The organism is Paenibacillus dokdonensis (assembly GCF_004916975.1).
GTDB classification, from domain to species: Bacteria; Bacillota; Bacilli; order Paenibacillales; family Paenibacillaceae; genus Paenibacillus_AQ; species Paenibacillus_AQ dokdonensis.
The window spans coordinates 1,561,914-1,574,017 of sequence record NZ_STGQ01000001.1 but is presented as its reverse complement, the minus strand read 5'-3'; the positions used below and the strand labels follow the sequence as shown (position 1 = coordinate 1,574,017).

Annotated in this window: 11 protein-coding genes; 3 read left to right on the top strand and 8 right to left on the bottom strand. The window is 48.2% G+C overall.

All coding sequences use genetic code 11. The features are described from left to right. Window positions 1-6 precede the first annotated feature (6 nt). The gene (locus E6W40_RS07430) at window positions 7-747 is read right to left on the bottom strand and encodes a MerR family transcriptional regulator (RefSeq protein WP_136604902.1); all 741 of its coding nucleotides are present in this window, start codon (window positions 745-747) and stop codon (window positions 7-9) included. A 96-nt stretch (window positions 748-843) separates the two neighbouring features. After that, the gene (locus E6W40_RS07425; protein ID WP_136604901.1) at window positions 844-1,179 is read right to left on the bottom strand and encodes a hypothetical protein; all 336 of its coding nucleotides are present in this window, start codon (window positions 1,177-1,179) and stop codon (window positions 844-846) included. A gap of 223 nt (window positions 1,180-1,402) precedes the next feature. Here E6W40_RS07425 and pepT point away from each other — a divergent pair, with 223 nt between their 5' ends. Together pepT and E6W40_RS07415 are read left to right on the top strand one after the other, a co-directional pair. Next, window positions 1,403-2,638, top strand: a complete 1,236-nt coding sequence (gene pepT, locus E6W40_RS07420; RefSeq protein ID WP_136604900.1) for a peptidase T — start codon at window positions 1,403-1,405, stop codon at window positions 2,636-2,638. A 2-nt stretch (window positions 2,639-2,640) separates the two neighbouring features. Then, complete coding sequence (locus E6W40_RS07415) at window positions 2,641-3,471, top strand: class I SAM-dependent methyltransferase (protein ID WP_136606880.1); 831 nt, start codon at window positions 2,641-2,643, stop codon at window positions 3,469-3,471. A 77-nt stretch (window positions 3,472-3,548) separates the two neighbouring features. Here E6W40_RS07415 and E6W40_RS07410 read toward each other — a convergent pair whose 3' ends face one another. The 6 genes from E6W40_RS07410 to E6W40_RS07385 form a co-directional block, all read right to left on the bottom strand. Continuing rightward, window positions 3,549-4,694, bottom strand: coding sequence for a glycerate kinase family protein (locus E6W40_RS07410; protein ID WP_136604899.1), 1,146 nt, complete (start codon window positions 4,692-4,694; stop codon window positions 3,549-3,551). 48 nt (window positions 4,695-4,742) lie between these two features. Continuing rightward, window positions 4,743-5,186 carry a threonine/serine exporter family protein gene (locus E6W40_RS07405; RefSeq protein WP_136604898.1) on the bottom strand — a complete coding sequence of 148 codons (444 nt, stop codon included), beginning with the start codon at window positions 5,184-5,186 and terminating at the stop codon, window positions 4,743-4,745. Window positions 5,187-5,195: 9 nt separating this feature from the next. Further along, window positions 5,196-5,954, bottom strand: coding sequence for a threonine/serine exporter family protein (locus tag E6W40_RS07400; protein WP_246072911.1), 759 nt, complete (start codon window positions 5,952-5,954; stop codon window positions 5,196-5,198). Window positions 5,955-6,171: 217 nt separating this feature from the next. Then, window positions 6,172-9,363 (bottom strand): glycosyl hydrolase family 18 protein, encoded by a 3,192-nt coding sequence (locus E6W40_RS29945; RefSeq protein WP_425464938.1) that lies wholly within the window; start codon window positions 9,361-9,363, stop codon window positions 6,172-6,174. Window positions 9,364-10,019: 656 nt separating this feature from the next. After that, on the bottom strand, window positions 10,020-10,355 hold the full coding sequence (locus tag E6W40_RS07390; protein WP_136604896.1) for an SdpI family protein: 336 nt from the start codon (window positions 10,353-10,355) through the stop codon (window positions 10,020-10,022). A 58-nt stretch (window positions 10,356-10,413) separates the two neighbouring features. Beyond that, window positions 10,414-10,938: a GNAT family N-acetyltransferase gene (locus E6W40_RS07385; RefSeq protein WP_168928847.1), complete on the bottom strand. Its 525-nt coding sequence runs from the start codon at window positions 10,936-10,938 to the stop codon at window positions 10,414-10,416. A gap of 238 nt (window positions 10,939-11,176) precedes the next feature. On the opposite strand from E6W40_RS07385, the gene E6W40_RS07380 reads away from it, so the two are divergent. Beyond that, window positions 11,177-12,010 (top strand): helix-turn-helix domain-containing protein, encoded by an 834-nt coding sequence (locus E6W40_RS07380; protein ID WP_136604894.1) that lies wholly within the window; start codon window positions 11,177-11,179, stop codon window positions 12,008-12,010. The last annotated feature ends 94 nt before the right edge of the window (window positions 12,011-12,104 follow it).

Here is a 12,104-nt window from a genome sequence, read left to right as displayed (position 1 = left end):
CAGAGACTAAACTCTGCGGCTGTCCGCATATTCGGCCATGGCATCGCGCATGAATGCAGCGAGACCTTCTCCGAACTGATCAATATTCCGTGTAAAACGCTTATCATCCACATACATTTGACCCAACCCTTTAAAGGCTTCAAGCGAATAATTCCCCATCCGGTTCAGCAGGTGAAACCACTCGCCTGTCGCTTGCTGTGCCTCATCCGAAGCCGGAGAACCATGCCGGAGCTGTGCAAGCTTCCGATAAATAGCATTCATCTCTTCTCCCAGCTGCCCTTGTTCTTTTTTGGACATCTTGTTCAATCTATCATTGGAGTCGTCCACTGCTTTGTCCCCCCAACGTTCTCTGGCTTCCTGTTCATAGGGGTTGCTGCTAAAATCAAAGCCAGCGAATTTGTCCTGGTTCGTCATTCTGATCTCTCCTTTTTCATGCTTCATCGTCTTCTCCAAGGTTTCGATCATCCGCTCCAGCCGGACGCGCTTTTCCAGCAGCAGCTTATGGTGAAGCTCCATCGCTTCCTGCCTTTTAAAATCCGGCCGGCTGACGATTTCACGAATTTGCTTCAGCGGGAAATCCAGCTCCCGGAAGAATAGAATCTGCTGCAGCAGCGTCAAATCCTCATCTGAGTAAATCCGGTAACCGGCTTCTGTCGTCTGGCTGGGACACAGCAGGCCGATCTCATCGTAGTGATGAAGTGTACGCACGCTGATTCCGGCGAGCTCCGCGACTTCCTTAACCATCATGGATGTTCTCCTCCTTTCAACTTCACTATAGAGAATGACGTAACGTGAGAGTCAACAGGCAATTACAGAAACTTTTCACTAAATCAAAGAAGCTTATTACGAAGGCTTATCATCTTTGCTAGACGGCGAATGCAGACTCTCATCCCAATCCCTGATTTTCTCCTGCTCTTCATTCCAGTTTTCTTTAACCCGATCCGAATACTTTAGTAATAGCTTCTTAAAATCAGCAAGTACTAAATAAATAATACCAACAATCAGCGATAAAATACTGAGCGTCAACAAGGTGCCTCCTGTTTCTTCTAATACCATCCGGTAATACTCCCCATTCAAACCCGTATTCTCCGGCATCAGCACCGCTGCCGTCAAATATCTCATAGTAAACAAAAATGCCGCAATTGCGACAAAAACAACACCTGCACCTCTACGGTTCATAAGTTAATACCTCCAGTACATTTTCAATATTTTCATCCGGTTGAAACCACCCACCTATGTAATAAACGTCGTATATCCTGATGATGTTTTGAGAAATATCCCCGATTATACCATTTCCTGCCTGATAGCAGCCTCCCTGTGATTTTATGTTCTGTCCGTGATATCATAGAAATCAAACCGCATTGTACATAGGATTAGCAAAATACAAAGGGAGCTGACGAATATGAAACAGGAAATCATGGATCGCTTTATTTCCTATGCCAGAGTTGAAACACAATCGAATGAGGACAGTCCCTCTTGTCCTTCTACACCGGGTCAGTTGACACTTGCGCGAAAGCTGGTTGAAGAGCTTAACGTAATCGGCATGCAGGAAGTCACCATGGATGAACACGGTTATGTCATGGCGACACTGCCGTCTAATACAGACCGCGACGTGCCAACCATCGGCTTCCTGGCCCATGTGGACACCGCCACGGACTTTACGGGAGCAGGAGTTAATCCGCAAATCGTGGAAAATTATGATGGCGGTGACCTTGTCTTAAATTCCGGACTCAAGGTCGTGCTGTCTCCAAAGCAATTCCCCGAGCTGCCTGGGTATAAAGGCCATACGCTGATTACGACCGATGGAACCACGCTGCTTGGAGCTGATGACAAAGCCGGCATCGCCGAAATCATGACAGCCATGGCCTATCTGATTGCTCATCCGGAAATAAAACATGGAAAAATCCGTGTGGCATTTACTCCCGATGAAGAAATCGGCAGAGGCCCTGAGAAATTTGATGTGAAAGCATTTGATGCTACCTTCGCTTACACCATGGACGGAGGACCCCTTGGGGAACTGGAATATGAAAGCTTCAACGCAGCCAAAGCCAGCATTACGATTAACGGCACGAATGTCCATCCAGGCACAGCTAAGAACAAAATGGTCAATTCCGTTAAAATCGCCATGGAGCTGAACGGCATGCTGCCAGCTGAGCAGGCACCTGAGCATACGGATGGTTATGATGGATTCTACCACCTCATGAGCCAAAATGGCGACACCGAACGCACAAGAATGGAATATATCATCCGTGATTTTGACAAAACGGAATTCGAGAACAAGAAGCAAAACATGAAACGTATCGTGCATGAGCTCCAGGCCAAATACGGAGAAGAGCGGATTGTGCTGGAGATGCTTGACCAGTATTATAATATGAAAGAAAAAATCGAGCCTGTGAAAGAAATTGTAGATATCGCCTATGCTGCCATGGAAAGCCTGGGAATCAAGCCGATCGTCAAGCCGATCCGCGGCGGCACAGATGGTTCACAGCTCTCCTATATGGGCCTGCCAACACCAAACATCTTTACTGGCGGCGAGAACTACCACGGTAAATTTGAATACATTTCGGTGGATAATATGCTGAAGTCGGTGCAGGTCATCGTGGAAATCGTTCAACGCTTTGAGCAGCGCGGCGCATGAACATTCTTCCTGAGGGCAACCGACAAAGCAATATTGAGCGCTTCTCCGGCTATGAGGATACCTATGACCGGTACCGCCCCAGCGCCCCACAAGAAGTTGTAAATATTCTGACTGGCTATCTCCAGCAGAAGCCGGGCCTGGTCTTGGATATCGGCTGCGGCACTGGCCTTTCCACATTTATCTGGGGGAAACATGCGCACAACATCGTTGGTGTGGAGCCTAATGACGATATGCGTGGTAAAGCCGAGGCCAAGCTGAACTCGCTGCATCTTCAAGAAACTGACGGCAGCATCCGTTTCATGAGCGGTTATTCCAACCAGCTTGAATTTCCCGATGGAACCGCTGATTTGATTACCTGTTCCCAATCCTTCCACTGGATGGAGCCGGTCAGCACACTGGCCGAGGTAGCCCGGGTTCTGAGGCCGGGTGGCATCTTTGCCGCATATGACTGCGATTGGCCGCCAACCGCTTCATGGCAGTCCGAGAAAGCTTATGTAGGGCTTCTCGGCAATGCCGACAAGCTGCTCCAAGAGCGTCAGTCTCAACAGGATCAAGCTCTGAAACGGAATAAGGAATCGCATCTGGCCAACATCCTTCACAGCGGAGCTTTCCGCTATGCTCGGGAAATCGTTTTTCATAACCGGGAACTTTGTGACGGAGAACGATACTTCGGTCTTGCGCTAAGCCAAGGCGGTATCCAGACCGTGTTGAAGCTTGGGTTACCCGATCTTGATGAAGAAATTCATCGGTTCAAAGAGCTGGTTAAGGAGCATTTCCAGGACCGTACGCTTGAAGTGCTGTTCAGCTACAGGATGAGAATCGGGATTAAATAAAAAGAAGCGGGGCAAGGATATGATACCTTGTCCCGCTATTTTATTTCCAATATCCTTTTAGAAGATCCAAAAAAATGCTACTTCATGGCCATCATTAACCGCATCACATTCTCCGAAGCCCGTTCCATATTTGTAGGTCCTTGCCGCAGCGCTTCCTCCAGCGTAGAAACTCCAGGCATAATGCCAAAGATGGCATCAATCCCCTGTCCATACAATGTTTCAATTCCATCCCCGATCCGGCCGGCAAATGCGATAACCGGCTTATTCAGCTTTTGGGCTATCATGGCTACGCCGAGAGGTGTCTTACCGAATTGAGTTTGATAGTCCATACTTCCTTCCCCTGTCCACACCATATCAGCTTGCTTTGCTTTCTCTTCAAGCCCCGTATATTCGATGACCAGGTCGATCCCTTTTTTAAGAACACCGTTCAAAAACACCATCAATCCTGCACCCAGTCCCCCGGCGGCGCCTGCGCCCAGGATATTCGCAATATCCTTGTTCAGCTGGGATTTAATCACATCCGCATAGTGCAGTAAATTGGCATCCAGCTCCGCTATCATCTCCGGCGTGGCACCTTTTTGCGGCCCAAACACTTGAGATGCTCCCTTAGGTCCGCAGAGAGGATTGGTGACATCACACGCTATTTCAATCTGTACGTTTGCTATTCTCGGATCCAAACCACTTAAGTCAATGCTGGATAATTTCCCTAGTCCGCCACCGCCAAGCCCGAGTTCCTCGCCTTCTTCATTCAGCAGCCGCCCGCCCAATGCCTGAATCGCTCCGGCACCGCCATCATTGGTAGCACTGCCGCCGATACCAATCAAGAGCTTGTCTACGCCGTGATTCAATGCGGCATGTATCAATTGTCCCGTACCATAGGTCGAGGCCAGCATGGGATTTCGCTCTGATACGGGCACGAGACCGATACCGCTTGCACTTGCCATCTCCAGAACAGCGGTCTTCCCATCACCTGTAATTCCGTAAAATGCTTCTACCTGATTGCCTAATGGTCCCTCGACCATGAGCGAATGAATGATCCCGCCTGTCGCATCCACCAGTGACTGCATTGTTCCTTCCCCACCGTCAGCCATCGGGACATGAACGCATCGGACCGATGGATTCGCCTTGCGAATGCCACGTTCCATCGCCTCACAGGCCTGCTTTGCTGTCATGCTCTCCTTAAAAGAATCCGGAGCAAGCACGATAACCATCTCTTTATTCATATGGGTTCCTCCTCGCATGTACCTCCTATACGGTTGGATGACAACTGATTATTCACTGGTCTTGGAAGTCCGCATTTTCCGAATAACCTGATTGGTCACCTCTGACAACAGCAGCCCCAGCGCAATAGCCCCCGACATCATAAAAGCCTCTGCACCCGACTGGACTGCCTCATTATATTGATTTTCCACAGCATTCCGCATGGCGTGATAGGCCAATCCCCCCGGAACAAGCGGGATAATACCCGAGACGCTGAATACGATGATCGGCGTACGATAGGTTTTCGCGAAAATATAACTGATCATCGTGACACAATAGGCGGCAACCACAGTAGCAGTCAGCCGCTGAACTCCGATATCCTGCAGCCAGATATACAGCACCCAACCTACCATCCCCGCCAGTCCGCACTGGATGAGTGCCTTTTTCGGACAATTAAAAATCATGCCAAATGCGGCAGAAGCAATAAAACTGGTTACGATCTGTTCAATATACATAAAGTCCCCCTATTGAAACGACAGCATGAACGCGATGCCCGCGCCAATGGCAAAGGATGTGATAAAAGCTTCCGCTCCCTTGGACAAGCCGGAGACCAGATGTCCCGCCATGAGATCCCGGATCGCATTCGTGATGAGTAGTCCGGGAACGAGCGGCATGACAGAGCTGATAATGATGATGTCACGAGCCTGCCCAAATCCGTATTTAACAAAGAAAATAGAACTCAAACCAATCATCAGTGCCCCTGAAAATTCAGCGAAAAATTTAACCGGAACCAGACGATGCAAAAGCACCGAGCAGTAATAGCCGATTCCACCTGCCAGCATTGCCGGTATGAAGTCAGACCAGGTCCCGCGGAACATAATCAGGAAGCATCCGCTAGCGACCGCAGCCATGAGCACGTTAAGCCATAGCGGGTATATGGCCTGGGTACGGTCAATCTCCTGAAGCGCTAGATATGCCTCATCTATCGATAATTCACCCGCGCTAATCCGACGGGAAAGGCTGTTCACTTGATCTATCTTATGTAAATTAGTTGTCCGCTCCGTAATCCGGTTAAGCCTTGTCATGGGCTGCGGATCCTCAAGGGAGAAGATAATCCCCGTTGGGGTCATGTAGCTGTGTGTGTGGTCAATGCCGTAAGAAGAAGCAATCCTCATCATTGTATCCTCTACCCGGTATGTTTCTGCACCACTTTGCAGCATAATTTGTCCTGCCAGCAGACATACCTTCATAATTTCCCGTTCTTTCTGTAATGAATCTTCCAAAGCCTTCTCCTTTCGCCTATGCCCACTATGATGTCGAATTATATACAGTATAATGCCTTTTCCGATTAAAACCATAGATACAGGCTCTTTCTTGCCGAATATGTTATGTATGTCTTTCTACATTTAAACAGCCCGCTCCAGGAATGAACCCTGAAGCGGACGGCTTGATCATTTCACTTGTGCTCAAACAGGTTACATGTTGAAGCAGCAGGCTGTATTATGGCAGTAAACTCCACAATGCCGGTACATTCGATGGCTCCCAGCCTGCCAGTGAGGTATGCGGCTGCAGGCATTTATACACTTTGCCACTGTATGTTACCAGGTCATCTTTCACATAAGCCTTACCTGCTGCCCAAGCTCCCAGGGCAGGTATGGAGGAATCTGTTGTTACTGTCAAAGCATTGCTGGCCATAGACGCATTACCCGCGGCATCCTTGGCCACAACGATAAATGTGTAGGCTGTATTGGCTGTAAGACCAGTGATCGTGGCCGCTACCGTTGTGCCATTCACCGATGCTGCGAGTGAAGTTCCTTGATACACATCATAGCCTATAACGCCTACATTATCCGTGGATGCTGTCCACGACAATGTGACGCTGGTTTGAGTCTTGCCAGAAGCAGCAAGATTAGCTGGTGCAGTTGGCGGTGTAGTATCTGTTGAAAGCACATCCGTTGTAACTGTAGCTGCACTGCTGGCCGCAGAGACATTGCCTGCACCATCCTTTGCCTTGACCGTAAATATATAAGAGGTATTAGGCGTTAATCCGCTAATAACGGCTGATATAGTAGAACCATTCACAGAGGCTGCAAGCGCAGAACCCTGATACACATCATAGCCTGTAACACTCACATTATCTGTGGATGCTGTCCAGGTTAAGGTTGCTGACGTGGCAGTCTTCGCCGCGATCGCCAGATTACCCGGGGCCGTTGGAGGTGAAGTATCCGCAGCCCCGAGGGTAGCCGTAGCCACATTGCTTGCTGGCGATACATTGCCGGAGGCATCCTTCACCTTCACCGTGAAGGAATAAGATGCTGAAGGTGTGAGCCCTGTGACGGTATATGTTGTGGCAGTAACATTTCCTACAAGCGAGCTTCCTTGATACACATCATAGCCGGATACTCCGAGATTATCCGTAGATGCTGTCCAAGTCAATGTTACTGAACTGGCTGTTTGGGCAGAGACTGCCAGATTGGTTGGCGCAGTTGGAGCCTGCGTGTCCTGTGGAGGAGCTGATTGCAGCTGCCACAAGGTCGGAGCGGAAGGAGGCTCCCAGCCGACAAGTGAGGTATGAGCATACGTACATTTATATAGATTGCCGTTGTATGTTACATAAGCACCTACTGCATAAGCCTTATTTGACTGCCAAGCAGGGTAATTCGGATCTGTCGGCGTCGTTACACTAATGGTATTGCTTGCCGAGGAGGCATTTCCTGATAGATCCTTAGCTTTGACATAATAGCTGTAAGTCGTTCCCGAAGTTAAACCTGTCACAGTCTCAGTCAGATTTGCCGTAGATTTTACTAGAGAACCGTTCTGGTATATATCGTAACCTGCGATATCATCATTATCTGTCGAAACGTCCCATTTCAATGAAATGCTTGTTTTCGTCTTGGCAGTCGAGGTCAAGTTCGCCGGTGAGGTTGGCGGCTGATTATCAATAATTGGCGGGGCGGTTGTAACGCTCAGCGGGCTGCTCGCCGCAGAAGTGTTGCCCGCTGCATCCCTGGCTTTTACCGAGAAGGTATATGCGGTGCTACCCGTGAGTCCATTGACAAGAGCCGTTGTGGTTGCTCCATCAACTGTCTTTACCAGGGTAGCGCCTTGATAAATATCATAATTCATCACGCCTACATTATCCGTGGAAGCCGTCCAGCTGAGCGTGACTTTTTTGTCACCAATAGCTGAGGCTGCCAGATTGGTTGGTGCGTCCGGGGCTATATTATCCACTGGCGTTGTTCCTGTATTCAAATCGTTATACACCTTGTCCAGCAGCTTTGGACCGGTACAGCTGAATTTAGGGCTTGTCCGACAATCAGAGCTGAATTCCCAGAACATGGCGCCGCCCAAATACTTATTCTTGATATAATCAGTTTTATAACCGAGAGATTCCGTATCATCATAGGAAATGAAGATCTTGGTATTCGGATTGTACAGATACGGAACTTTGGCTGTACTGTTCCAATACCTTGTGTATCCGTTTTTGTTCACATAATTGGCTGCAATGTCACCATAATCAAACACACCGGTATTACCTGAATTGGAGTCATCCCATGTTCCAACAGGTGACCATTTATAGACTGCCCCTTGATCCGGCGTGCAGGTCTGGAATTGGCCGTCATTATCGGGTCCAGGTGGGCAGTTCTTCCAGCCTCGTGCCATGAATTCCAGGCCAAGTACCAGCTTGTTCATCGGAACCCCAGCCCTTTGGTAAGCCTGAATAGCACCGTCCACGAAGAAATTATTTGCAAGATATGGATCTTTCGGATCTCCGTAAAGTCCGGTGTTATGGCTGGTTGTTCCTTCCCATGATCCTCCGTGGAAATCATAGGTCATGATATTGATCCAGTCGACGATCTGAGCGATTTTTGCCAGCTCTGTATTATCGACGAAGGTTTGGCTCGCACCAGAAGCAATCGTAAGGATGTAATACTTGCCATCCTGAGCGCCTGCCGCATCAAGCTGGCTGCGGATTTCCTGCAGTAGGAGGGTATAATTTTGCTTATCCTCCGGACGGTAGCTGTTCCCCGGTATAGCCTCTACATTCGGATATTCCCAATCCAGATCCACACCATCAAAGCCATATGCACGCAGCGAATCGACAGCAGATTTAGCAAAGGTCTTACGTGTGGCATCCGTAGCCGCCGTATCCGAGAACCGATTGGACCAAGTCCATCCACCGACGGATAAAATGGTCTTCAGTTGTGGATTCGCAGCCTTCAGGTTGCGCAGGGCACCGAAGTTGCCACACGCCGCATCCGCCCAGCATCCTGTCGTCGGACCTCCAGATGTCGGACGAAGCGCATCTGCATCCGGATCGCCAAGCACGATGCTGCCGTTAGGAACATTACCTTGCTGGAGTGGTATTCCGGTTGTCGTGCAAGGCCAGGTCTGCTTGTTCGGATTGCCGGAATCCGTCGACGGATTGCCGTGCTTGCCATCCCAGCATATATCCGCGAAAGCATAGTTGATATGCGTCACCTTCGATACATCAATATTGGAAACGTTATAGCTCCTTCCGTAAATTCCCCAGGACGGGAAATAGCCGACGATTCTGTAATTACTTCCTGCTGCGGCTGCACTTACGCTACTTTCGTCACGAGCTGCATTTGCGGATCCCTGAAAAAATGGAACAATTGCAAGCAGAAAACATAACATAGCAAGCATTACCCCGTGGAAACCTTTTTTCATGTGCATGGCGACGCCTCTCTTTCTCACATCAGATTGGTGCTGCTTCTGACTGGATTGGAGTCATTCTACCGCGAGAGTTCACAGACCTGACTATTACCACCTCCCTTCCCGCAGGACCTTGTACGTCCGTGCTAACCTTGACCCTCTATTGCTCTAAAGGGAAATACTCCCGGCGGCATCTTTGAATAAACCGAAGAATGTATATGCGGCCTAAGCAGACAGTCCACTGATCGTAAATGTGGTGGAATAGGCCGTCGTAGTGATCAATCGTCCATCGTGCACGACGGGGAAATGCATGCTTGGTAAATGTGTTCCCTGGGTATACGACCATAGCCGGTGACGCCGATATTTATCGTGTGAAGTATCCCGTTTGAATGTTGTGGATGTTGAGGTTTGAGATGGCGAGATTAAATTGCTGGAGTTGTTGATGCGTTAGTATTCGTTGGAAGAAGAAGTCATTTGTAATCCGAGGTGTTTTTAATTTACATATAATGCGCTTACAATATAATATTTGTATTATGGACAGCCGACTGGCTGTCCATAACTGTCCTGTAACTAAGTTGTTTACTATCTGTTACTTATTTTAATACCATTTTTTGCCAACTTCAAGTCTAAATTTGGTATTTAATTGTAAATTTTTTTTGTGATACCCATGTTCACTCCTGGTTTTTCTTCAAGCGCCCCTCAACGAGTACAATCATGAGCGCTGCCAATAGGACAACTGCAGCCACAATGACAAAAAAACCAGTGGCACCCTGAATCCACAAACTGCTTATGACACTGATCAAAATCAGGATGATCCCCATCAGCATCATCAGATTGGCGCTATAGCTGTTACCCTGATTCCAGAAACGTTCATTTTTCATCGATTGCGATGATCTGTAGCCGTACCATCCTTTCCCTTCATGAGAGGGCTTAATTCTCATCGCAACGCCAAGTACGAAATAAATCACACCGATCAGAACACCTAAAATAAGATTGCCGATATCCATCTCAAGTCACCTCTCCTTATCCATTAACGGATATAATCTCATGGCCGCATGTGAAACCTCATGCTGATACCGCTATGTTTCTCCATTCAAGACATAACTCCGTTACAGATTCCCCGCCGATTTGCAGATCATCTTGCATCAGAAACTCTCCGCCCATTTTTTTATAAAACTGTACTGCAGGATTATCCTCAAGCACCCATACCAGCATGGAATGATATCCTTGTTCACGGAAAAAACTCGTCAAGCGATTCATGAGTTCGCGGCCATGCCCCTTCCCATGGGCTTCTTTTAAAAGGTAAAGCGAGTAAACCTCGGCCTCAATATCCAGTTCTGTTTCCCGGCTCAATCCTCCATTAATAAAGCCAACCACCTCACCAGATGGATTCTCCAGCACAAAAGTCATTGTCTTATTGGCAGGTTCTAATACCCTAGTCCACAATTCAATCCGTGATTCCAACTTCAGACCGTCCAGATAAGTATCCGGTACAATACCGCGGTACGTCGTTAGCCAGCTTTCCAAATGCACCTTCGCTAATCCGTGAATATCCTTCTCTTCCGCCTGTCTGATGATCCATTGTCCCATGACATCAGTTCCTCTCCCACTTATGCTAGCCATCCCATACAAACTTATTATGTTCGACTATAGTTTTCCCTGGCAGGAAAATCAAGAGTTAATATCCTGCTTCTTGACTTCCTTGGGTTTAGAAGGTTTTAGGATTAGCGAATCGAATATTTGTAACAGTGTCCAAGGATAAAGTGGAGGTGTTTAGTGGAGAGCAGCTCTTAGCCGGAGCAGACGAAAATAAAAAGGAGAATGGGAGATGGATCATGTCGAGAAGCATCTTATAAATGACCAGTTATCACATTTGCGCGTAAAGCTGCTTTTAGCCAAGCATTCCATTTGCGGCCAGCAGTGGCGCAGATACCGCTTTGTTCCCTGCTATGACAAGCTTTACTATATTTCCGAAGGGGAAGGATGGATTCAGGTTGGAAGAGAACAGCTCAGGCCCAAGCCAGGCGAGCTTGTCTTCATTCCCGGTGGTACGGAGCAATCCTATTCGGTGACTGACGGCATCCCTTATACCAAGTACTGGTGCCATTTCAAATCCAATCTTGATTTCATGAGGCTATTTCAACTCTTCGGCATTTCAAACGTGGTTAGACCTGGAAACTCGCCTGAGCTTCAGAAGTACTTCCAGCAGCTCACGGAATGCAGCGCCAAGCCCGGTCCGGCGACGTCCATCAAAATCCAATCTGCACTTCTGTCCATCATCGCCTTGTTCATCGATCATGCTGCCCAAGGCAGCAGGGCCAATGAGGCACCGGTATTCTCCCGCGAGCTGCTGGAAACAATTCATTTTATCGATAACCATCTGACAGAGGAACTTACGATTCAGGAGCTCTCAAGCAATGCCCACTTCCACCCCAACTATTTTATCCGGCTATTCAAACGACATTTGGGGATAACGCCGATGCGTTACATCCATGAACGAAGACTGGAGCAGGCACAGCGCATGCTTGGAGCAACCGATTATAGCGTAAGCGAGATCGCGTACAGAAGCGGGTTTAAAGATGTTTCCTACTTCTCAGCTGCCTTCAAGAAAAAAGCGGGTATATCCCCTTCGGAGTACAGACATGATTTTTTACAACGTTAGTTTTACAACAATTTAAGTTAGCAAGACTCATTCCTCATCTTATTGTAAGCGCTGTATTATGATTGGAACCGCTTCTTATCAAGCGGACTCTATC